Consider the following 22,036-nt stretch of genomic DNA (forward strand, 5'->3'; position numbering starts at 1 on the left):
ACGGGGTCGGATGCCCCGGATTGCGCCCGGGGTCACACCGGCCCCGCGTGGCGGCGCCCCGGCACAGCGGGGCCGCACCCGCCGGGCACCGCGCTCCGGCGGGGTCCCGGACGCTCACCTGGGGGAGACGCCCGGCCGGCGGACGGGCGCTACTCCGCGACCGGCGTCTGCTCCGCGGCGGCCCGTACGTCGATCTCGCGCCAGAAGCCCGCCCGGATGGCATAGCGGTCGTGCTCGTCGATCTGGTCGTCCTTGTGGGCGAGCAGACCGAACCGCGCGGCGTACCGCAGGAGCTCACCGTCGATCCGGTGCGGGATGCGCGGGTACATGGTCGAGAGCTTCTGGAGGTGGACGGTCTCCGGCAGCCGCTCCATCCACCGGCGGGCGAAGACCTGGCCGACCTCGAACGGATCGCCGCCGACGGTCGTGATGTCCTCTTCCCTGTCCGCCCAGCGCTGTTCCGCGCTGGTGAGCTGGGCGAGAGTCGGCAGCGAGGCAGTCTCCGCCGGTTCACCGAGCGGTCCGCCGCGCTCGACCCAGCCCTTGTCGGACGACCAGCGGAGCGTGGCGTTGGCGGGTGAGGGCGAGGCGGGGTGCTGCGCGGCCTGGCTGCCGGGACCGCGCAGGGTCGCCAGGTCCTTGGGGGTGGGGACCCCCCGGTGGCCGGGGCCGGACGGCGTGTCGCCGCCCTGGTCGGCCGGTGCGGAGGCACCGTTGCGCGCCGCGGCGGCCTGGGCCTCGGAGGCCCGCTCCGCGGATGCCGCGAGGGCTGCCTCGGGAAGGGGGGCGGAGAGGATCGCGGCGATCTCGGGGCGCGGGACGGGCGGCGGTGCGCAGATGCCGCCGATCTCCTTGGCCCGTACGGCCTTGGTGATCCAGGCCCGGTCCAGAACCCGCCGCTCGTCGGCCTCCGCGACCAGGTCCTCGGACTGGTTGTAGTCGCCGTCGGCGGCCTGGACGGCCCACAGGTGGACGGCCACCCCGTGTTCCTTCGCCGACATCAGTCCGGGCAGCAGGTCGCCGTCGCCGGTCACGAGCACCACGTCTGAGCAGGCGCGGTTCCTGGCGAGCTCGGTGAGCTCGGCGTGCATCGCCGCGTCGACCCCCTTCTGCGCCCAGCGGCCGTCACTGCGGGTGAGGGCGCCCAGCCGGACGGTCACCCGGGGCATCACCCGGAGCCTGCGGTGTTCCGGCTGCGGTACGCGGTCGGGGGCGCCGTCGAACCAGTAGATCCGGAGCAGGGGCTGCTGGGTGTCCGCCTCCGCGCGCTCGCGCAGGCCCTGGATCAGGGCCGCGTGGTCCACGGTGATGCGGGAACGGGCGGGCTCCCCGGCCAGCAGACTCGCGGCTGCGCCCAGCAAATAACCGGCGTCCACCAGGACGACGCAACGGTCCACGCGTTCCACCCTCTTCCAGGAATTCGGGAACGGTTTTCGGCGGGCCCGGTCGTGGGGGGGTGGGCCTGCTTACTCAGGGTTTCCTTGGAGTCTGCCCGACCACACGGGGGTTAACGTCCGGAACTCGATCATCGGCGTGGCGGATCGGGAAAACGGCGCGACCTGGCCCTCACTACGCACGGTAATGATCCAAAATGCGACGCTTGCGGCGCTATGTGAGTCTGACATCGGTCCTGGCCCCGAGAGTCCCCCTAGGAGGAACACCATGGCCAAGAACAAGAACCGCAAGCAGGGCAGCCAGCAGGATCGCGCCGCGTCCACCGCGGAGCGGAGTGCGCAGGACGCGAAGTCCTCGTCGTTCGAGGCACAGAGCGCCCCTCAGTCCCAGCCCCAGGGCAGCCCGGCGGATGTTGCGCGTAAGCACCAGCGGCGCTTCGGCCACAACTGACCGGTCGTTTCCCGGTCCGGCCGCAGGCCGAACAGACGAGAGGGGCGCTCCGCTTCCGCGGGGCGCCCCTCTCGTACGGCCGTCGAGGTCTCAGCCGGCCAGGCAGGACGGGCCGAGCAGCACCTTCAGGTCGCCGAAGAGCGCGGGGTCCGGCTTCACCCGGTGCCGGTCGAGCCGGAGCACGGTCGTCTTCCGGGGGCCCTGGAGCCTGATCCGTACCTCGGTGTCGCCGCGGTGGCTGCTGAGGACCTCCCCGAGGCGGCTGACCATCGGCGGGGTGATCTTGACCGTGGGGATGGTGAGCACGACCGGTGCGTTGGTCCCGGCCGATGACACGTCGGGGACCTGCATCTCCATGGCGACCAGACGCGGCACGTCCTCGCGCTTGTCGAGCCGTCCCTTGACGAAGACGACGGTGTCCTCCACGAGCTGGGTGGAGACCAGCTGGTAGGTGGCGGGGAAGAACATGCACTCGATGGAGCCCGCGAGGTCCTCGACGGTGGCGATCGCCCAGGCGTTGCCCTGCTTGGTCATCTTGCGCTGGAGGCCCGAGATGATGCCGCCGATGGTGACGATCGCTCCGTCGGAGTGCTCGCCGCCGGTGAGCTGCGAGATCGCGGCGTCGGACTTGTCGGACAGCACGTGCTCGATACCGAAGAGCGGGTGGTCGGAGACGTACAGGCCGAGCATCTCGCGTTCCTGGGCGAGCAGGTAGGACTTCTCCCACTCGATGTCGGAGAACTCCACGTCGAGCCCGAAGCCCGGCTCGTCCGTCTCCTCCTCGCCCATGCCGCCGAAGAGGTCGAACTGCCCCTCGGCCTCCTTGCGCTTGACCTGGACCACGTTGTCGATCATCGGCTCGTGGTGCGCGACGAGGCCCTTGCGGGTGTGGCCCATCTCGTCGAAGGCGCCGGCCTTGATCAGGGATTCGACGGTGCGCTTGTTGCAGACGATCGCCTCGACCTTGTCGAGGAAGTCGGGGAAGGAGCTGTACTTCCCCTTCGCCTTGCGGGTCTTGATGATCGAGTCCACGACGTTCTGGCCGACGTTGCGGATGGCGGTCAGGCCGAAGAGGATCACGTCGTCGCCCTGGGCGGCGAAGTTGGACACGGACTCGTTCACGTTGGGCGGCAGCACCTTGATGCCCATGCGCCGGCACTCGTTGAGATAGACCGCGGACTTGTCCTTGTCGTCCTTCACGGACGTGAGGAGCCCCGCCATGTACTCGGCCGGATAGTTCGCCTTGAGGTACGCCGTCCAGTAGGTGACCAGCCCGTACGCGGAGGAGTGCGCCTTGTTGAACGCGTATCCGGCGAAGGGCACCAGGACGTCCCACAGCGCCTTGATCGCCGCGTCGGAGAAGCCCTTCTCCTTGGCGCCCGCCTCGAAGAGGACGAAGTTCTTCGCCAGTTCCTCGGGCTTCTTCTTGCCCATCACGCGGCGCAGGATGTCGGCTTCGCCGAGGGAGTACCCGGCGACGATCTGGGCGGCCTTCTGCACCTGCTCCTGGTAGACGATCAGGCCGTAGGTGAGGCCGAGGACCTCCTTGAGGGGCTCCTCCAGCTCCGGGTGGATCGGGGTGATCTCCTGGCGGGCGTTCTTCCGCTCGGCGTAGTTCGTGTGCGAGTTCATTCCCATCGGGCCCGGCCGGTACAGGGCCGAGACGGCGGAGATGTCCTCGAAGTTGTCGGGCTGCATCTGGCGCAGCAGGGAACGCATCGGCCCGCCGTCGAACTGGAACACACCGAGCGTGTCACCGCGGCAGAGCAGTTCGTACGTCTTGGGGTCGTCCAGCGGAAGGGAGAGCAGGTCGAGCTTGACGCCCTTGTTGGCCTCCACCATCTTGACGGCGTCGTCCATGATGGTCAGGTTCCGCAGGCCCAGGAAGTCCATCTTCAGCAGGCCGAGCGACTCGCACTGCGGGTAGTCCCACTGCGTGATGGTGACGCCGTCGGTGTGCCGCACCCAGATCGGGGCGTGGTCGACGATGGGCTCGCTGGACATGATCACGCCTGCGGCGTGCACGCCCATCTGCCGGACCAGGCCCTCGACGCCCTTCGCGGTGTCGATGACCTTGCGGACGTCCGGCTCGTTCTCGTACATCCCCCGGATCTCGCCCGCCTCGCTGTAGCGCGGGTGCTTGGGGTCGGTGATGCCGTTGAGGTCGATGCCCTTGCCGAGGACGTCGGCGGGCATGGCCTTGGTGAGGCGGTCGCCCATGGCGTACGGGTAGCCGAGGACGCGGGCGGAGTCCTTGATCGCGTTCTTGGCCTTGATCTTTCCGTACGTGCCGATCATGGCGACCTTGTCGGCGCCGTACTTCTCGGTCACGTACCGGATGACCTCGACGCGCCGGCGCTCGTCGAAGTCGATGTCGACGTCGGGCATGGAGACGCGCTCGGGGTTCAGGAACCGCTCGAAGATCAGTCCGTGCTCGATCGGGTCGAGGTCGGTGATGCCCATGGCGTACGACACGATCGAACCGGCCGCCGAGCCTCGTCCGGGGCCGACCGCGATGCCCTGGTTCTTGGCCCACATGATGAAGTCGGCGACGACGAGGAAGTACCCCGGGAACCCCATCTGGATGATGATGTCGAGCTCGTACTCGACCTGCTTCTGCCGGTCCTCGGGGATTCCGTTCGGGAAGCGGCGGTTCATGCCGACCCGGACCTCTTCCTGGAACCAGGTGACCTCGGTGTAGCCCTCCGGGATGTCGAACTTCGGCATGAGGTTCCTCGCCTCGAACATGCCGGAGGTGTCGATCTGCTCGGCGACCAGCAGGGTGTTCGCGCAGCCCTGCTGCCAGGCGTCGGACGAGTCGACGCCGTACATCTCGTCGGTCGTCTTGAGGTAGTAGCCGGTGCCGTCGAACCGGAAGCGGTCCGGGTCGGAGAGGTTCTTCCCGGTCTGGATGCAGAGCAGCGCGTCGTGCGCCGTGGCCTCGTTGGCGTACGTGTAGTGCGAGTCGTTCGTCACGAGCGGCGGGATGCCGAGCTTCTTGCCGATCTCCAGCAGGCCGTCACGGACCCGGCGCTCGATCTCGATCCCGTGGTCCATCAGCTCCAGGAAGTACTTGCCCTCGCCGAAGATGTCCTTGTAGTCCGACGCCGCCTGGACCGCCTCGTCGAACTGGCCGAGCCGCAGCCGTGTCTGCACCTCACCGGAGGGACACCCGGTGGACGCGATCAGGCCCTCGGACCACTGGGAGATGGTCTCCCGGTCCATGCGGGGCCACTTCTGGAGCCAGCCCTCGGCGTACGCGTCCGAGGACAGCCGGAAGAGGTTGTGCAGCCCGGTGCTGTTCGACGCCCAGATCGTCTTGTGGGTGTAACCACCCGAACCGGAGACGTCGTCGCGCTTCTGGTGCGGCTGTCCCCACTGGACCTTCCGCTTGTGCTTGCGGGACTCGGGTGCGACGTACGCCTCGATCCCGATGATCGGCGTCACACCCGCCTTCTTCGCCGAGTGGAAGAAGTCGTAGGCACCGTGCAGGTTGCCGTGGTCCGTCATCGCGATGTGCGACATGCCCATCTCGTTGCACGCCTCGAACATGTCCTTGAGCCGCGCGGCACCGTCCAGCAGGGAGTACTGGGTGTGGACGTGAAGGTGCGTGAAGGGCGGCTTGGTCACGGCGCTGGGCCTCCGGGAGAACTGGCGATGATGGTTGGGGGGACAGCGTGGAAGTCTACGTCTCCGCAGTGACAGACGAGGGGCACTCCCGGGTACGGTCGCGCGTTGAAGGGGCGGACACGCCCGTCCCATTTGTCATGAACGCCATGCACCAGGAGGCACCCAGCCATGTCGGAGACGCAGACCGGCGCAGCGCGGCGCGGGGAACAGATCCTCGCTGTTTTCGATACCGCTTTCGGTGAGCTGCTGGCCGCCGATCCGGCCGCCTTCCGGGTCAAGTTCAGGAAGATGGCCGGCTCGGCCTTCGCGTTCTACCGGGGCACCGCCTGCCTCTTCTACGACGACCTGGGGCGCGAGCAGCACGACGGCCCGTACATGGACGAGCGCACCGGCCGGGTGTGGGTGCACGGCGACCTCCACGCGGAGAACTTCGGCACGTACATGGATGCCAACGGGCGCCTGGTCTTCAACGTGAACGACTTCGACGAGGCGTACGTCGGCCCCTTCACCTGGGACCTCAAGCGCTTCGCCGCCTCCGTCGCCCTCATCGGCTACGCGAAGGCGCTGGGCGACGACCAGATCACCGAGCTCGTCCAGGTCTACGCCGCCGCCTACCGGGAGCGCATCCACGCCCTGGCGACGGGCGCGAAGAACGACGAGGTGCCGCCCTTCACGCTGGACACCGCCGAGGGCCCCCTGCTGGCCGCGCTGCGTGACGCCCGCTCCCTGACCAGGTTCTCGCTGCTGGACTCGATGACGGAGATCAGGGACTTCGAGCGCCGGTTCGCCGCCGACGGCGGGGCGATCGACCTGGACGCCGCGACCCGGTACAAGGTGCTGGCCGCGTTCGACGGCTATCTGGAGACGCTGCCGGAGTCGAGCCTGACCCGCCCCGACTCCTACCGGGTGAAGGACGTGGTCGGCCGCCGGGGCATCGGCATCGGATCGGCCGGGCTGCCTTCGTACAACATCCTTCTGGAGGGCAACAGCGACGCCCTGGAGAACGATGTCGTGATCTACCTCAAGCAGGCGCAGACCCCGGCGGTCTCCCGGCACATCACCGACGCGGCGGTGCGGGAGTACTTCCAGCACGAGGGCCACCGCACCGTCATCTCGCAGCGCGCCCTCCAGGCGCACGCCGACCCGTGGCTCGGCTGGACCGAGCTGGACGGTTCGGGGCAGCTGGTCGCCGAGGTCTCGCCGTACGCGGTCGACCTGGACTGGTCCGACATCGACGAGCCGGAGGAGATCGCCGCGGTCGTCGCCGACCTCGGCCGCGCCACGGCCACGATGCACTCGGCCGCGGACGACGAGAGCGGGCACTCGCTGGTGCCGTTCTCCACGGAGCGGGCCATCGACGCCGCGATCGCGGCCGACGAGGAGGGCTTCGCCGGACTGCTCGTCGACTTCGCCCACAGCTACGGGGCGCGGGCCCGCGCAGATCACCAGATCTTCGTGGACCTCTTCCGCAACGGCCGCATCCCCGGCCTGTAAGGCTCCCCACACACACAGGCGATCTTAAGGAGCGCCTACAGGTTCACATGGGACACTCCTCGGCGATGGACGTATCAGGGACGCAGCTCAGAGCGGTTCGCGCGGCGCTTTTCACAGCGCTCGTCGTGACGCTCTCCGCTGCGTCCCACGTACTGCTCTCCCGGGTCCCGCTGCCGCTGACCGTGCTGGCCCCGCTGGCCTGCGGTGTCTTCGCGGTCGCCTTCGCACTGGCCGGCCGCGAGCGCGGTTTCCGGGCCATCGCGGGGGTGCTGGTCCCGCTGGAGCTGGCCGCCGACACGGTGTTCACCACCGGACAGCACCTCTGTTACGGAGCGGCGGGCGGCCCGATCGCGGGGCCGCTGCGCTCCGTGGGTCTGGACGTCCTGTGCGGTGGCGGCGAGGCCGGCGCGGGTCCGGCCCGGCTGGCCGGTGTCGGCGCGGTCGGCACCCCGCTGGCCGGGGTGACGGGCGCGGGCGACCGTGCGGCCGCCCTGCTGGCTTCGCCCGGTCCGCTGGTGCCGTGGCTGCTGCTCGCCGCCCATGTGACCGTCGGCCTGCTGGCCGCCGCCTGGCTGAGCCGCGGCGAGGCCGCGCTCGCGGGGCTGTTCCGCGCGGCGGCCGCGGTCGCGTTCCGCCCGCTGCTCGTCGCGTTCGCCGTGGCCGGCGCCACCCGCCGCCCCGCGCGGCGCGACACGCGCCCGGCGGGGCACCCGCGCCCTCTCTGCCCCGCCCGGCTCCTGGGGCACTCCGTGGCACGGAGGGGACCACCGCGCCAGGCCTTCGCCTGAGCACGTACGTCCCCCGCACGACACCACGCACACACGGAGATCCACCATGAGCAAGCGCAACACCCAGGCGAACAAGGCAGCGGCCCGTGAGCGGCTGCGCGCGGAGCGCGAGCGCCAGGTCAAGAAGGACAAGGCGCGCAAGCAGATCGTCGTCGCCGTCTCGGTCGTCGCCGTACTGGCCGTCGCCGGCGGTGTCGGCTACGGCGTGATGCAGCTCAACAAACCTTCCGCCTGGGAGGCCGCCGCGGACGCGAAGAACGTGACCGTGCCCAAGAACACCTCCGGCGACGACGGCACGACCGTGGTCATCGGAAAGTCGACGGCCAAGAAGACCCTGGAGATGTACGAGGACTCGCGCTGCCCGATCTGCGCCACCTTCGAGCAGGCGGTCGGCGAGACCGTGACCAAGGACGTCGACGCCGGCAAGTACAAGGTCAAGTACGTCGGCGCCACCTTCATCGACAACACCGACAACGGTGAGGGCTCGAAGAACGCCCTGAGCGCCCTGGGCGCGGCACTGAACGTGAGCCCCGAGGCCTTCATGGACTACAAGGCCGCGCTGTACTCCGCGAAGTACCACCCGCAGGAGAGCGAGGACAAGTTCGCGAAGGACAGCTACCTGATCGAGGTGGCGGGCTCCGTGGACGCGCTGAAGGGCAACGCCGCGTTCGAGAAGGACGTCAAGGACGGTACGTACGACAGCTGGGCGATGAAGATGTCCGAGGCGTTCGACAAGAGCGGGGTCGAGGGCACGCCGACGCTGAAGATGGACGGCAAGACCGTCACCGCCGAGGGCAGCAAGAACGCGCCGATGACGGTGGACGAGTTCAACGCCGCGGTCACGAAGGCGCTCAAGGCCTGACGGACGGCGGCCGGACAGCCGGGCATCCGGCGCCCGGGGCGCCACGCGGCCGGGTGCAATTCCGGGCGACTGTTTCCCGACGGGCGGGCGAACTTCCTCTGTTCGTCCGCCCGTTCGCCAGTTTTACCTGCGGTGGCGCCCTACCGCTCAGTAGGGTCATCGCCCGTGACCAGTCGAGAATTCTCCGCACCCACCCGCCGTACGGTGGTCAGGGCCGCCGCCGCCACCGCGGTCGCCGCCCCCGTCCTCGCCTCCGCGACCAGCGCCCGGGCGTCCGGGACAGCCGCGTTCCTCCACGGGGTCGCCTCCGGCGACCCGCTGCCCGACGGAGTCCTGCTGTGGACCCGCGTCACCCCGACGGCCGACGCGGTGCCCGGTTCCGGCCGCGGTGCCGACACCGCCGTGAGGTGGGAGATATCCGAGGACGCCGCGTTCGCCCGGATCGCCGCGCAGGGCACGGTCGTCGCGCGCGCGGCGTCCGACCACACCGTCAAGGCCGATGTGCGCGGGCTGCGTCCGGCGACGGCCTACTACTTCCGCTTCGCCGCGGGTGACGGGGACCAGGTCCTCTCCCCCGTCGGCCGCACACGTACGGCGCCCGCCGCCGGTGCCGCCGTCCCCGGCGTCCGGTTCGGGGTGGTGTCGTGCGCCAACTGGGAGGCCGGCTGGTTCTCCGCGTACCGCCACCTCGCGGCCCGAGCCGACCTCCACGCGGTGCTGCACCTCGGCGACTACCTCTACGAGTACGCGTCCGGGGCGTACCCGGCCCAGGCCGGAGCCGTGCGGCGGCACGAGCCCGCGCACGAGATCGTCGATCTCGCCGACTACCGCGCCCGCCACGGGAAGTACAAGACGGACCCGGACCTGCGTGCGCTGCATGCCGCCCATCCGGTGATCGCGATCTGGGACGACCACGAGTTCGCCAACGACGCCTGGGCGGGCGGTGCCGAGAACCACACGCCGGGGGCCGAGGGCGCCTGGGCGGACCGGGTGGCGGCGGCGAAGCAGGCGTACTTCGAGTGGATGCCGGTCCGGGCGTCCACCGAGGGCACCGTCTACCGCCGTCTGCGCTTCGGCTCCCTCGTCGATCTGCACCTGCTCGACCTGCGCAGCTTCCGCTCCGAGCAGGCCTCCGTCGGCAACGGCGCGGTCGACGACCCCGAGCGCTCCCTCACCGGCCGGGCGCAGCTGGACTGGCTGAAGTCGGGCCTGGCCGGATCGGACGCCTCCTGGCAGCTGGTCGGCACGTCGGTGATGATCTCACCGGTCGCCTTCGGCGCGCTGCCCGCCCATCTGCTGGCGCCGCTGGCCGAGTTGCTCGGCCTTCCGGGGGAGGGACTGGCCGTCAACGTGGACCAGTGGGACGGATACACGGATGACCGCAGGGAACTGATCGCGCATCTGCGGGACCGGGCGGTCAGAAACACGGTGTTCCTGACCGGTGACATCCACATGGCGTGGGCCAACGACGTACCGGTCAGGGCGGCGACGTACCCGCTGTCGGCGTCGGCGGCCACGGAGTTCGTCGTGACGTCGGTGACCTCGGACAACCTGGACGACATCCTGCGCGTGGCGCCCCAGACGGTCTCGCTGGTCGCCGCCACGGCCGTCAAGGCCGCCAACCGCCATGTGAAGTGGGTCGATCTGGACTCGCACGGCTACGGCGTGCTCGATGTGACCGCCGAGCGGTCGCAGATGGACTACTACGCGGTCTCCGACAAGAGGGATCCGGCGGCCACCTCGTCCTGGGTCCGCTCCTACCGGACGCTCAGCGGCACCCAGAAGATCGAGCGGGCCGACCGCCCGGTGCGCTGACCGATCAATTCAAGCCATCCGCCGTCATGTTAAGGACGGATCACCTCGTGACGGCGGGTGGCTGGAATCGGCGGCCGAATGCGGACACACCACCCGTCGAGGTAACGCCACACGTTACGTACTTATCTCAAACCCTGGTACGGACCGCAGATTTTCTCCCCATTTACCAGGTACGCGCAATGAATCATTGGGCCGGATCGATTCTCTTCAAGACCTGACATGGCCACGTAATCTCCCGGCGGCGGGTGAGGAAGTACCTCCCCCACATGTCCGCAAGGAGTCACTGTGCGCGCTCTTGTACGCATATCGCCCCGACTGCGCCGTCACGCACTGAGCACGGCCGTACTGGCTGGAACTCTGGCACTGGCTCCGCTCTCCGCCGCGCCCGGCAGCGCCGTCGCCGCACCCTCGACGGCCCTGTCCGCAGAGAAGTGCGACGAGACCTCCGGTGCGAGCGCGACCGCCCGTGAGGCGCACCCCGGCGGGTCCGACCACGCCGCCGAGCCCAACGAGGTGAGCGCCGCCAAGGCGAAGGCCATGGACGCGGACCTCCAGAAGAAGCTGGCTGACCGCCGCGTCAACGGCCAGGCCCTCGCGGCCGGGGCGACGATCCCCGTCTACTTCCACGTCATCCACTCCGGGACGACGGGCAAGCTCAGCGCGACCCAGGTCACCAACCAGATGAACGTCCTCAACGCCGCGTACAGCGGTGCGGGGACGGGCAACACCGACTCCGGCTTCCGCTTCACGCTCGCCGCCACGACCTACACGGACAACGCCTCCTGGTACAACCTGACCTCCGGCTCCACGGCCGAGAAGGCCATGAAGAGCTCGCTCCGCCAGGGCGGCGCCGGCGCGCTCAACGTGTACACCGCCAACCTCGGCGGCGGCCTGCTCGGCTGGGCGACCTTCCCGAGCTCCTACAACTCCAGCCCGTCCATGGACGGCGTCGTCGTGCTCGACACCTCGCTGCCGGGCGGTTCGGCCGCCAACTACGACGAGGGCGACACCGCCACCCACGAGGTCGGCCACTGGCTGGGTCTCTACCACACCTTCCAGGGCGGCTGTAACGGGAACGGCGACTACGTCACCGACACCCCGGCCGAGAAGAGCCCCGCCTACGCGTGCCCGACCGGCCGTGACAGCTGCGCCAGCAAGACCGGCGTCGACCCGATCCACAACTTCATGGACTACACCTACGACGCCTGCATGACCCAGTTCACGACGGGCCAGGTGGCGCGCATGAGCGACTACTGGACCGCCTACCGCGCGGGCTGACCGCCCGGCACCGTACGGAACGAGGGCCCCGCGCACCCGCGCGGGGCCCTCGCCGTGTCCGTACCGACGGACCTCCTAGAGGGTGGCCAGGAAACCCAGCGCGACCTTCCATGCCTGCTCGGCAGCCGTTTGATCGAAGTCGGGCAGCTCGGCGTCGGTGAACATGTGCCCGGCCCCCGGGTACCGGTAGACCTCCACATCGGCGCCGGTCCGCTGCATCTGGAGATACCAGGACGTCAGCCAGTCGTGCGACTCGAACGGATCGGGGTCCGCGACGTGCAGCTGTACGGGCAGCTCGTCGACCGAGGCGCTCTCGGCGATGTCCGAGGTGCCGTGGAAGAGCAGCAGACCGCGCGCCTTCGCGTCACCGAGGGCGAGCGTCTGCGCGGTGGACGCGCCGAAGGAGAAGCCCGCGTACACCAGACCCTGGTCGGAGTAGGGGGCGGCGGCCAGCACGGCACGCCGCAGCAGCTCGTCCTTGCCCACCCGCTCCTTGAAGGCCATGCCTTCCTCGGCCGAATCAAAGGTGTGCCCCTCGAAGAGATCGGGCACACGCACGACGTGCCCCGCGGACCGCAGTCGGTCCGCAGCCGCGTGCACCGCGGGCCTCAGCCCGTACATCGAGTGGAAAAGCATGATGTTCATGAGGCCCATGGTGCCAGCTGTGCCCTAAAGCTTGGAGGACGAGGGGATGGAGAACGTACTGCGCCCGCTGAGCGTGGTCGTCGGTGTGCTGGTGATCACCCTGCTGGCCGGCTGGCTGGTCGACCTGGCGCTTCGGCGCGCCGACAGCAGGCACGGGGAGACCCCGCTGTGGGGTCTCCTGCGTCGCTGCCGGCTGCCGCTTCAACTGGTGCTCTGCACCGCGCTGCTGGGGGCCAGCTACACCCAGACCCGGCTCGACCTGGTGCACCGGCACCGGACCGTGATCGGCCAGACCCTCACCCTCGTCCTGATCGGAGCCTCGGCCTGGCTGGTGGTCAGGGTCGCGGCGACGGTCGTCGAGGCGTCGTACTCCCGTTACGCGACGGCCACCCGTGATCCGGCCAGGGTGCGCCGGGTCCGTACGCAGGTCACGCTGATCCAACGGGTCGTCATCGCCGTCGTGGCGACGGTCGCGGTCGCGGCGATGCTCCTGACGTTCCCCGCGATGCAGACGGTGGGCACGTCGATGCTCGCCTCGGCCGGTGTCCTCGGCATCGTGGCGGGCGTGGCCGCCCAGTCGACGCTGGGCAACCTCTTCGCCGGGCTGCAGATCGCCTTCGGGGACATGGTCCGCATCGGCGACACCGTGGTGGTCGACGGCGAGTGGGGCACCATCGACGAGATCACCCTGACCTTCCTCTCCGTGCGGACCTGGGACGAACGACGGATCACGATGCCTGTGTCGTACTTCACCAGCCAGCCGTTCGAGAACTGGTCGCGCGGCGGGGCGCAGATGACGGGCACCGTCTTCTTCCACCTCGACCACTCGGCGCCCGTCGCCGCCATGCGTGAGCAGCTGCGGGAGGTGCTCGGCGAGTGCGCGGCCTGGGACGGCCGCGACTGGTCGCTCGCGGTCACGGACACCACTCCCTCGACGATCGAGGTACGCGCGGTGGTCACCGCGAAGAACGCGGACGACATATGGACGGTGCGCTGTGCCGTGCGGGAACAGCTCGTCGGCTGGCTGCGCGACCACCATCCGTACGCGCTGCCGCGCATCGCGACGTCGCCCGCGATTCTCCCTCCGGGCGAGCAGTGGCCCACGCCGGCCCCGCTGGACGGCTGGGACTCCGGCAAGGCTCAGGCAGTGGGCAACGGCGTGAACGCCCCGCGTACCGGCCGGGGCTGACGCCGGGCGGCCGGTGAGGTGCGGACTCCGCACGTCCGCGGGACCAGGGCGTGGACCCGGCGGGAGTCATCAGGACCTGCCTGGAGGCGCGGGCAGGCGTCCAAGCCCGAACGGTCAGAGAACGCGGCGCATCGAGCGGTGAGGCATCCCCGCGTCGGGGAATTCGGGGCCGTACGCCACGTACCCGAGCCGCTCGTAGAAGCCGAGCGCGTGCGTCTGGGCGTGCAGGTCGACGGCGGCCAGGCCGAGCCCGCGCGCCTCGTCCTCGATGGCGCGCACCAGGGCCGCGCCGACGCCGAGGCCGCGGGCGGCCCTGGTCACCGCGAGCCGGCCGAGCGAGCCGACGGTGAGGTCACCACCCGTCCTGCCGGCCGCCGCGGCGCCGTGCAGCAGCCGTCCCGTACCGAGCGCGGAACCGTCGGCGGCGACCGCCAGGACATGGAGCGCGGTGGCGTCGAGGGAGTCGTACTCCAGGTCCTCGGGCACCTGCTGCTCACCCACGAACACGTCCTTGCGGACCTGGAAACAGGCGGCGAGATCGGTCTCCTCGAACGCCCTGCGGGTGCTGTACGGGGCGGGCGCGCCGGTCATTCGCTCTCTGCCGCGATCTTGTCGAGGGCCTGCTGCAGGTCGTCCGGGTAGGTGCTGGCGAACTCGACCCAGCTGCCGTCGGAGGGGTGCTCGAAGCCGAGGCGCACGGCGTGCAGCCACTGCCGGGTCAGGCCGAGGCGCTTGGCCATCGTGGGGTCGGCGCCGTAGGTGAGGTCGCCGACACAGGGGTGGCGGTGCGCGGCCATGTGCACCCGGATCTGGTGGGTGCGGCCCGTCTCCAGCTTGATGTCGAGGAGGCTGGCCGCGCGGTACGCCTCGATGAGGTCGTAGTGCGTGACGGAGGGCTTGCCCTCGGCCGTGACCGCCCACTTGTAGTCGTGGTTGGGGTGGCGCCCGATGGGGGCGTCGATCGTGCCGCTCATCGGGTCCGGGTGGCCCTGGACGAGCGCGTGGTACTTCTTGTCGACGATCCGGTCGCGGAACTGCGCCTTGAGCAGGGTGTAGGCCCGCTCCGACTTGGCTACGACCATCAGCCCGGACGTGCCGACGTCCAGCCGGTGCACGATGCCCTGGCGCTCGGCGGCGCCGGACGTCGAGATCCGGTACCCGGCCGCGGCGAGACCGCCGATGACCGTGGTGCCCGTCCAGCCGGGGCTGGGATGGGCGGCCACGCCGACCGGCTTCATGATGACGACGATGTCGTCGTCGTCGTGGACGATCTCCATGCCCTCGACGGGCTCGGCGACGATCTGCACCGGAGCGGCTGCCTGCGGCATCTCGACTTCCAGCCAGGCACCGCCGTGCACCCGCTCCGACTTCCCGGCCACCGAGCCGTCCACCTGGACCTTCCCGGCGGCTGCCAGCTCTGCGGCCTTCGTGCGGGAGAAACCGAACATCCGGGAAATGGCGGCGTCGACACGCTCGCCTTCCAGGCCATCGGGTACGGGCAGGGTGCGGACCTCGGGATGCGTACTCACCTGTCGAGTATGCCTTGCGCCCGCTAGTCCTTGTGCACGGTGCCGTCGGGGTCCAGGCCCTTGAAGGAAAGGATCACGATCAGGATGCCGCCGCAGACGATCGCGGAGTCGGCGAGGTTGAAGACGGCGAAGTGCGCGGGGGCGATGAAGTCGACGACCGCCCCTTCGAAGACTCCCGGCGCGCGGAAGATCCGGTCGGTGAGGTTCCCGAGCGCACCACCGAGCAGCAGCCCGAGGGCGATGGCCCACGGCAGGCTGTAGAGCTTGCGGGCCAGCCGGGCGATCACCACGATCACCGCCGCGGCGATGAACGTGAAGATGATCGTGAACGCCTCGCCGAAACCGAACGCGGCACCCGCGTTCCGGATGGCGTCGAACTTCAGCCAGTCGCCGAAGATCTCGATGGGCTCCTGGTGCTCCAGCTTCGCGACCACGATCATCTTGCTGATCAGGTCCAGCAGGTACGCGAAGACGGCCACCCCGAACAGCACGAGGATCCTCCGCCTGCCCTTACCGCCGCCCACGCCGTCGGCGGCCGTGCCCTCGCCGTCCGAAGCGTCGGCCGCCGGGGCCGCCGTGCCCTCGGCGGGCTGCTGGGCCTCGGCCCCTTCAGCCCCCTCAGCATCAGGGATATCCGGCGTATCGATGATGCGCTCCGCCTCTGCCACGTGAGTCCCTCAACCTAGGTGCCTGACTGAGGACGAGGGTACGACACGCCTCATCCGATCACCCGCGCCGCTCCTGCTTCTGTTTGTCCTCCACGCACAGCGTGGCCCGCGGGAACGCCTGCATCCGCGCTTTGCCGATCGGCTTCCCGCAGACCTCGCACAGTCCGTACGTCCCGGCGTCGAGCCGGGCGAGGGCGCGTTCGCTCTGCTCCAGCATCTCCTGCGCGTTGGCGGCGAGGGAGAGCTCGTGCTCACGGGTGATGTTCTTGGTGCCCGTGTCCGCGTCGTCGTCGCCCGCCCCGTCACCGGAGTCCCGCATCAGTCCCGCGAGCGCCGCTCCGGACGCCTCCAGCTCGCTGCGCAGCCGCAGGACCTCGCCGGTCAGACCCGTCCGCGCCTCGGTGACCTCCTCCGGCGTCCAGGGGTCCTCACCCGGCCGTACGGCCAGCTCTCCCGGCGCCGTGGCGGCGACGCGGGCCTGGGGCACCGCCGTCGCGCTCGTCCCGGCAGCCGCCGTGGTCCGGCTCGCACTCTTCTTGGCTACCACCGTGTGGGCTCCCGTCTGCTCGGCGGCCTCGGCCGCCTCCGTGGCCGCCGCCTTCTTGGCGGGTGGCTTCCCGGCAGCGGTCTTCTTCACCGCCGCCTTCCTCACTGCCTTCGCGGCCTTCTTCACCGCTTTCCTCGCCGTCTTCTTCGCGGCCGGTGCCTTCCCGCCCGTCTCCGGCACCGTCCCCGAGCTCGTCTCCCCGGTCGCCTCCGCGGCTGCCGCCACCGTGGATCCCGCGGACGCCGTTCTTGGTACGGCGGTCTTCTTCGCCACCATGGCCGCGGCCCCTTCACACATTGTGATCTTGCTCGCGAATCGTGCTGGGACGATAAATCGACCCCAGCCCCGCGGCAACGGGGCACGCCGCCCGTTCGCCCCTCCCCGTGCCCGGGTGCGACGCGCCTGCATCCGTTGTTCCCAGCTCCCCGCCCGGTAATCCGCTCCCGCGGACCCGCCGGGACTCCGTCCGGCCCATCTGGCCATTCGGGTCACGCCCCGCCCCGCGGTTGAACCGGTCAGCCGTCGGCCGTACGGGCCCGTACACTGGCCGCAGCGAGAGGCGTGGATGGGACGAGTAGCGTCGTACGCAGCCAGGAGCGACCCGGGGACGGTGGAAGCCCGGGGGCGAGCGCGTCGTGAAGATCACCCCGGAGCCGTCGGAAGAACGCCGCAAGGCGCGTAGACCCGGCATCGCGACCCCAATGAGGGGGCCAAGGGCGAGCACGTCCGGGGCCAAGGAGGGTGGTACCGCGGGGACCGCACGGTTCTCGTCCCTCCGACGGAAGTGGAAAACGTCCGCCGGAGGAAGCCCGCCCATGACATCGCCGCAGTACCACCAGGTACCCGCCCAGGTCGACCTGCCCGCGCTGGAGCACGCAGTGCTCGACTTCTGGCGCGACAGCAAGGTCTTCGCCAAGAGCCTCGAACAGTCCGAGGGCCGCCCGGAGTGGGTCTTCTACGAGGGCCCGCCGACCGCCAACGGTATGCCGGGGGCGCACCACATCGAGGCCCGCGTCTTCAAGGACGTCTTCCCGCGCTTCCGCACCATGCAGGGCTACCACGTCGGCCGCAAGGCCGGCTGGGACTGCCACGGTCTGCCGGTCGAGCTCGCGGTCGAGAAGGAACTGGGCTTCAACGGCAAGAAGGACATCGAGGCGTACGGCATCGCCGAGTTCAACGCCAGGTGCCGCGAGTCCGTGACCCGCCACACCGACGCCTTCGCCGAGCTCACGACCCGCATGGGTTACTGGGTCGACCTCGACGACGCGTACCGCACGATGGACCCGCAGTACGTCGACTCCGTGTGGTGGTCCCTCAAGGAGATCTTCAACAAGGACCTCCTGGTCCAGGACCACCGCGTGGCCCCCTGGTGCCCCCGCTGCGGCACCGGCCTCTCCGACCACGAGCTGGCCCAGGGCTACGAGACGGTCGTCGACCCCTCCGTCTTCGTCCGCTTCCCGCTGACGAGCGGCCCGCTGGCCGGCGAGGCCGCGCTGCTGGTCTGGACGACCACTCCCTGGACGCTGGTCTCCAACACCGCCGTCGCCGCCCACCCCGACGTCAGCTACGTCGTCGCGACGAACGGCGAGGAGAAGCTCGTCGTCGCGCAGCCGCTGGTCGAGAAGGCGCTGGGCGAGGGCTGGGAGCTCACCGGACAGTCGTTCACGGGCCGCGAGATGGAGCGCTGGACGTACGAGCGCCCCTTCGCCCTCGTCGACTTCCCCGCCCCGGCGCACTACGTCGTCAACGCGGAGTACGTCACGACCGAGGACGGTACGGGTCTGGTCCACCAGTCCCCCGCGTTCGGCGCCGACGACCTCGTCGTCTGCCGCGCCTACGGGCTCCCGGTCGTGAACCCGGTCCGCCCCGACGGCACCTTCGAGGAGGACCTGCCGCTCGTCGGCGGTGTCTTCTTCAAGAAGGCCGACGAGGCGCTCACGGCCGACCTGGACGCCCGCGGCAAGCTCTTCCGCCACGTCCCGTACGAGCACAGCTATCCGCACTGCTGGCGCTGCCACACCGCGCTGCTCTACTACGCGCAGCCGTCCTGGTACATCCGCACGACGGCCGTCAAGGACCGCCTGCTCCAGGAGAACGAGAAGACCAACTGGTTCCCGGAGTCCGTCAAGACCGGCCGTTTCGGCGACTGGCTGAACAACAACGTCGACTGGGCCCTGTCCCGCAACCGCTACTGGGGCACCCCGCTGCCCATCTGGCGCTGCGAGGAGAACCACCTCACCTGCGTCGGCTCGCGCGCCGAGCTCACCGAGCTGACGGGCACGGACCAGTCCGCCCTGGACCCGCACCGCCCGTTCATCGACGAGATCACGTTCACCTGCACGCACGAGGACTGCCACCTGGAGGCGTTCCGCGTCCCGGAGGTCATCGACGCCTGGTACGACTCCGGGTCGATGCCGTTCGCGCAGTGGGGCTACCCGTACCAGAACAAGGAGATCTTCGAGAGCCGCTACCCGGCGCAGTTCATCTCGGAGGCCATCGACCAGACCCGCGGCTGGTTCTACACGCTGATGGCGGTCGGCACGCTCGTCTTCGACAAGTCGTCGTACGAGAACGTGGTCTGCCTGGGCCACATCCTCGCCGAGGACGGCCGCAAGATGTCCAAGCACCTGGGGAACATCCTCCAGCCGATCCCGCTGATGGACCAGCACGGCGCCGACGCGGTGCGGTGGTTCATGGCGGCGGGCGGTTCGCCGTGGGCGGCGCGACGGGTCGGCCACGGCACGATCCAGGAGGTCGTCCGCAAGACGCTCCTCACCTACTGGAACACGGTCGCCTTCCAGGCCCTGTACGCCCGCACGTCCGACTGGGCGCCGTCCGAGGCCGACCCGGCACCGGCGGAGCGCACGGTCCTGGACCGCTGGCTGCTCAGTGAACTCCACGCCCTCGTCGACCAGATGACGCAGGCCCTGGAGAGCTACGACACCCAGCGCGCCGGCAAGCTGCTCTCCGCGTTCGTCGACGACCTGTCCAACTGGTACGTACGCCGCTCGCGCCGCCGCTTCTGGCAGGGCGACAAGGCCGCACTGCGCACCCTGCACGAGGTCATCGAGACGGTGACCCGGCTGATGGCACCGCTCACCCCGTTCATCACCGAGCGGGTCTGGCAGGACCTGGTCGTCCCGGTCACCCCGGACGCCCCTGAGTCGGTGCACCTGTCCTCGTGGCCGAAGGCCGACCTGTCGTCGATCGACCCGGCCCTCTCCACGCAGATGTCCTTGGTGCGCCGCCTGGTGGAGCTCGGCCGCGCGACGCGCGCGGAGTCGGGGGTCAAGACCCGGCAGCCGCTGTCCAGGGCCCTGGTCGCGGCCTCGGGCTTCGAGGCCCTCTCCCCGGAACTGCGCGCCCAGATCACCGAGGAACTGAACGTCTCCTCGCTGGCCTCGCTCTCGGAGGTCGGCGGCTCGCTGGTCGACACGACGGCGAAGGCCAACTTCCGCGCGCTGGGCAAGCGGTTCGGCAAGGGCGTCCAGGCGGTGGCGAAGGCCGTCGCGGACACGGACGCCGCCGCGCTCTCCCTGGCCCTGCGCGAGGGCACCGCGTCGGTCGAGGTCGACGGCGAGACGGTCACGCTCTCCCCCGACGAGGTCATCATCACGGAGACCCCGCGTGAGGGCTGGTCCGTGGCCTCCGACTCGGGCGCGACGGTCGCCCTGGACCTGGAGATCACTCCCGAGCTCCGTCGCGCGGGTCTGGCCCGTGACGCGATCCGCCTGATCCAGGAGGCCCGCAAGAACAGCGGCCTGGACGTGGCCGACCGGATCGCCGTCCGCTGGACGTCCGCGTCCCCTGCCACGGTCGAGGCCCTGACCGAGCACACGCCGCTGATCGCGGACGAGGTGCTGGCGGTGGACTACGCGGAGGGTGAGGCGGACGACACGTACGGCACCCCGTTCGAGGACGAGGGCCTCTCCCTCACGTTCCGCCTGCGCAAGCAGCTGTAACGAGCACAGACAGACCGAAGGCCCGGCCGGAGCGATCCGGCCGGGCCTTCGGTCTGTCCCCTGCCCGTCCCTTCCAGGAATGGCCCAGGTGGTGTGTCCGGCCTCACCGGCGTTCGGGGCGCGGAGTCCGGGGGGGCGGAGCCCCCGGGACCGGGAAGGGCCGGGCGGGAGCGGGCGGGAGGGCCCACGGCAAAGGGCCGGGCCCCGGGAAAATCCCGGGGCCCGGCCCTTCAGCCTGCCGACGGCTACGCGCTCAGCGAGCGCGTACCGCTCAGTTGTCGTCCTCGTCGATCAGGAACCCGCGCATCGGCGAGGGTGCCTGCTGCATCGGCTGCGGCGCCTGCGGCCGCACCGGTGCCATCGGCTGCGTCATCGCGGGCGACATCTGCTGCTGGCCACCGTACGAGGGGCCACCGCCCATGGACGGGTTGCCGCCCATCTGCTGGTTGCCGTGACCACCGTGGTTGCCGCCCATGCCGTGACCCATCGCACCCGCACCGGCCGGAGCCAGCGAGGGCGACGGCGGCAGGGAAGCGGCCGCCGGAGTCCGCGGCGGGGCCAGCGAGTCGTCGGCCTGGGTCTCCAGCTGACGCAGCTGGCTCTCCAGGTAGGACTTCAGCCGGGTGCGGTACTCGCGCTCGAAGCCACGCAGGTCCTCGACCTTGCGCTCAAGCGTCGCGCGGGCCGACTCCAGCGAGCCCATCGCCACGCGGTGCTTCTCCTGCGCGTCCCGCTCCAGGGCGTCCGCCTTGGCTCGCGCGTCGCGCTCCAGACCCTCGGCGCGGCTGCGCGCCTCGCCGACGATCTTGTTGGCCTCGGAACGGGCCTCCGCGATCGCCTGGTCGGCCGTCTGCTGCGCGAGCGAGAGGACACGGGCGGCACTGTCGCCACCGGGTCCCTGCTGCTGCATCTGCGGCTGCTGCTGCTGCATCTGCATCTGCTGCATCTGCTGCTGCTGCGGGTTGTGACCCATGGGGCCGCCCATCGGGCCACCCTGCATCGGGCCGGGGCCGTGCGGGCCCTGCGGACCGCCATGGCCACCCTGGGGGCCGTGGCCGCTGGGACCGGCGGGCAGCTGCGGAGCGCCACCGGGCAGCTGGGGCGGGCCCATCTGCGGGGGCTGCTGCTGCACCGGCGGACCGGATATGGCGGCGGGAACGGGCGCGCCGGGACGATCCTGCGGCTCCGGCTTGCGCATCTGCTGCTGCTGCTGGTTCTGCGCGGCAGCACGCGTGGCGGCGGCCAGCTTGGCGCGCAGGTCCTCGTTCTCGCGGAGCAGGCGCGTCAGCTCGGATTCGACCTCGTCGAGGAAGGCATCGACCTCGTCCTCGTCATAGCCTTCTCGGAGGCGGACGGTCGTGAACTGCTTGTTCCGCACGTCCTCGGGGGTCAGCGGCATCTCTTCTTCACCTCTACGTAGTCGTCGGCAGTCGGCAAGACCGTATCGCTCACAGCCTGATCACGATGCTGATCAGGATGTAGACGATGATCATCAGAACGAAGAAGGACAGGTCGAGTGCCACGCCCCCGAGACGCAGCGGCGGGATGAACCGCCGCAGAAGCTTGAGCGGTGGATCGGTGACTGTGTAGGTGGCCTCGAGTACGACCACCATCGCCTTGCCCGGCTGCCATGAACGTGCGAACTGGAAGACGTAGTCCATGACCAGCCGGAAGATCAGCACGATGAGGAAACACATCAGCGCGATATAGACCACATCCAGTGCGACGCCCATACTCGCGCTTCCCTCTCCCCTGGCTCTCGTAGCTCCGGCCTCTCGGCCGGG

At 70.0% G+C, this 22,036-nt stretch carries 17 protein-coding genes; 8 read left to right on the forward strand and 9 right to left on the reverse strand.

The window, feature by feature from the left end:
- Positions 1-149: 149 nt before the first annotated feature.
- Complete coding sequence (locus AB0C82_RS18515) at positions 150-1,406, reverse strand: NYN domain-containing protein (protein WP_362842779.1); 1,257 nt, start codon at positions 1,404-1,406, stop codon at positions 150-152.
- 256 nt (positions 1,407-1,662) lie between these two features.
- On the opposite strand from AB0C82_RS18515, the gene AB0C82_RS18520 reads away from it, so the two are divergent.
- The gene (locus AB0C82_RS18520) at positions 1,663-1,845 is read left to right on the forward strand and encodes a hypothetical protein (RefSeq protein ID WP_362842782.1); all 183 of its coding nucleotides are present in this window, start codon (positions 1,663-1,665) and stop codon (positions 1,843-1,845) included.
- Positions 1,846-1,935: 90 nt separating this feature from the next.
- Here AB0C82_RS18520 and dnaE read toward each other — a convergent pair whose 3' ends face one another.
- A complete protein-coding gene (gene dnaE, locus AB0C82_RS18525; RefSeq protein WP_362842784.1) occupies positions 1,936-5,475 on the reverse strand; it encodes a DNA polymerase III subunit alpha in 3,540 nt (1,179 codons plus the stop codon).
- Between the two features lie 168 nt (positions 5,476-5,643).
- Between dnaE and AB0C82_RS18530 the strand changes: the two genes are divergently transcribed.
- From AB0C82_RS18530 to AB0C82_RS18550, 5 genes are all read left to right on the forward strand, one after another.
- Complete coding sequence (locus AB0C82_RS18530; protein ID WP_362842786.1) at positions 5,644-6,969, forward strand: DUF2252 domain-containing protein; 1,326 nt, start codon at positions 5,644-5,646, stop codon at positions 6,967-6,969.
- 65 nt (positions 6,970-7,034) lie between these two features.
- Complete coding sequence (locus AB0C82_RS18535; RefSeq protein WP_362842789.1) at positions 7,035-7,757, forward strand: hypothetical protein; 723 nt, start codon at positions 7,035-7,037, stop codon at positions 7,755-7,757.
- 46 nt (positions 7,758-7,803) lie between these two features.
- Positions 7,804-8,619, forward strand: a complete 816-nt coding sequence (locus tag AB0C82_RS18540) for a DsbA family protein (protein WP_362842792.1) — start codon at positions 7,804-7,806, stop codon at positions 8,617-8,619.
- Between the two features lie 165 nt (positions 8,620-8,784).
- The gene (locus AB0C82_RS18545) at positions 8,785-10,434 is read left to right on the forward strand and encodes an alkaline phosphatase D family protein (protein WP_362842795.1); all 1,650 of its coding nucleotides are present in this window, start codon (positions 8,785-8,787) and stop codon (positions 10,432-10,434) included.
- 285 nt (positions 10,435-10,719) lie between these two features.
- Positions 10,720-11,712 carry a zinc metalloprotease gene (locus tag AB0C82_RS18550; RefSeq protein WP_362842798.1) on the forward strand — a complete coding sequence of 331 codons (993 nt, stop codon included), beginning with the start codon at positions 10,720-10,722 and terminating at the stop codon, positions 11,710-11,712.
- A 75-nt stretch (positions 11,713-11,787) separates the two neighbouring features.
- On the opposite strand, the gene AB0C82_RS18555 is transcribed toward AB0C82_RS18550, so the two are convergent.
- Positions 11,788-12,366 (reverse strand): dienelactone hydrolase family protein, encoded by a 579-nt coding sequence (locus AB0C82_RS18555; RefSeq protein WP_362842801.1) that lies wholly within the window; start codon positions 12,364-12,366, stop codon positions 11,788-11,790.
- Positions 12,367-12,403: 37 nt separating this feature from the next.
- Here AB0C82_RS18555 and AB0C82_RS18560 point away from each other — a divergent pair, with 37 nt between their 5' ends.
- Positions 12,404-13,546: a mechanosensitive ion channel domain-containing protein gene (locus AB0C82_RS18560; protein ID WP_362842803.1), complete on the forward strand. Its 1,143-nt coding sequence runs from the start codon at positions 12,404-12,406 to the stop codon at positions 13,544-13,546.
- A 114-nt stretch (positions 13,547-13,660) separates the two neighbouring features.
- Here AB0C82_RS18560 and AB0C82_RS18565 read toward each other — a convergent pair whose 3' ends face one another.
- The 4 genes from AB0C82_RS18565 to AB0C82_RS18580 are packed head-to-tail and all read right to left on the reverse strand — an operon-like array spanning position 13,661 to position 16,566.
- Positions 13,661-14,137: a GNAT family N-acetyltransferase gene (locus AB0C82_RS18565; protein WP_362842806.1), complete on the reverse strand. Its 477-nt coding sequence runs from the start codon at positions 14,135-14,137 to the stop codon at positions 13,661-13,663.
- Positions 14,134-15,075 carry an RluA family pseudouridine synthase gene (locus AB0C82_RS18570; protein ID WP_362842809.1) on the reverse strand — a complete coding sequence of 314 codons (942 nt, stop codon included), beginning with the start codon at positions 15,073-15,075 and terminating at the stop codon, positions 14,134-14,136. Before AB0C82_RS18570 ends, AB0C82_RS18565 begins: the two co-directional genes overlap by 4 nt.
- A 23-nt stretch (positions 15,076-15,098) precedes the next feature.
- A complete protein-coding gene (gene lspA, locus AB0C82_RS18575) occupies positions 15,099-15,743 on the reverse strand; it encodes a signal peptidase II (RefSeq protein WP_362842812.1) in 645 nt (214 codons plus the stop codon).
- A 58-nt stretch (positions 15,744-15,801) separates the two neighbouring features.
- Complete coding sequence (locus AB0C82_RS18580; RefSeq protein WP_362842815.1) at positions 15,802-16,566, reverse strand: TraR/DksA C4-type zinc finger protein; 765 nt, start codon at positions 16,564-16,566, stop codon at positions 15,802-15,804.
- A 539-nt stretch (positions 16,567-17,105) separates the two neighbouring features.
- Here AB0C82_RS18580 and ileS point away from each other — a divergent pair.
- Positions 17,106-20,252 (forward strand): isoleucine--tRNA ligase, encoded by a 3,147-nt coding sequence (gene ileS, locus AB0C82_RS18585; RefSeq protein WP_362842818.1) that lies wholly within the window; start codon positions 17,106-17,108, stop codon positions 20,250-20,252.
- 271 nt (positions 20,253-20,523) lie between these two features.
- Here ileS and AB0C82_RS18590 read toward each other — a convergent pair whose 3' ends face one another.
- Positions 20,524-21,651, reverse strand: coding sequence for a DivIVA domain-containing protein (locus tag AB0C82_RS18590; RefSeq protein ID WP_362842821.1), 1,128 nt, complete (start codon positions 21,649-21,651; stop codon positions 20,524-20,526).
- 49 nt (positions 21,652-21,700) lie between these two features.
- A complete protein-coding gene (locus tag AB0C82_RS18595) occupies positions 21,701-21,985 on the reverse strand; it encodes a YggT family protein (RefSeq protein WP_084996064.1) in 285 nt (94 codons plus the stop codon).
- Between the last annotated feature and the right edge of the window lie 51 nt (positions 21,986-22,036).

Origin of the sequence: Streptomyces sp. NPDC048560 (genome assembly GCF_040650955.1) — a bacterium.
GTDB lineage: Bacteria > Actinomycetota > Actinomycetes > Streptomycetales > Streptomycetaceae > Streptomyces.

Coding starts and splice junctions, on each gene's coding strand:
- ileS (WP_362842818.1), top strand. CDS start 17,106: ATGACATCGCCGCAGTACCACCAGGTACCCGCCCAGGTCGACCTGCCC.
- AB0C82_RS18520 (WP_362842782.1), top strand. CDS start 1,663: ATGGCCAAGAACAAGAACCGCAAGCAGGGCAGCCAGCAGGATCGCGCC.
- AB0C82_RS18555 (WP_362842801.1), bottom strand. CDS start 12,366: ATGGGCCTCATGAACATCATGCTTTTCCACTCGATGTACGGGCTGAGG.
- AB0C82_RS18595 (WP_084996064.1), bottom strand. CDS start 21,985: ATGGGCGTCGCACTGGATGTGGTCTATATCGCGCTGATGTGTTTCCTC.
- AB0C82_RS18580 (WP_362842815.1), bottom strand. CDS start 16,566: ATGGTGGCGAAGAAGACCGCCGTACCAAGAACGGCGTCCGCGGGATCC.
- AB0C82_RS18530 (WP_362842786.1), top strand. CDS start 5,644: ATGTCGGAGACGCAGACCGGCGCAGCGCGGCGCGGGGAACAGATCCTC.
- AB0C82_RS18565 (WP_362842806.1), bottom strand. CDS start 14,137: ATGACCGGCGCGCCCGCCCCGTACAGCACCCGCAGGGCGTTCGAGGAG.
- AB0C82_RS18560 (WP_362842803.1), top strand. CDS start 12,404: ATGGAGAACGTACTGCGCCCGCTGAGCGTGGTCGTCGGTGTGCTGGTG.
- AB0C82_RS18535 (WP_362842789.1), top strand. CDS start 7,035: ATGGACGTATCAGGGACGCAGCTCAGAGCGGTTCGCGCGGCGCTTTTC.
- AB0C82_RS18540 (WP_362842792.1), top strand. CDS start 7,804: ATGAGCAAGCGCAACACCCAGGCGAACAAGGCAGCGGCCCGTGAGCGG.
- AB0C82_RS18590 (WP_362842821.1), bottom strand. CDS start 21,651: ATGCCGCTGACCCCCGAGGACGTGCGGAACAAGCAGTTCACGACCGTC.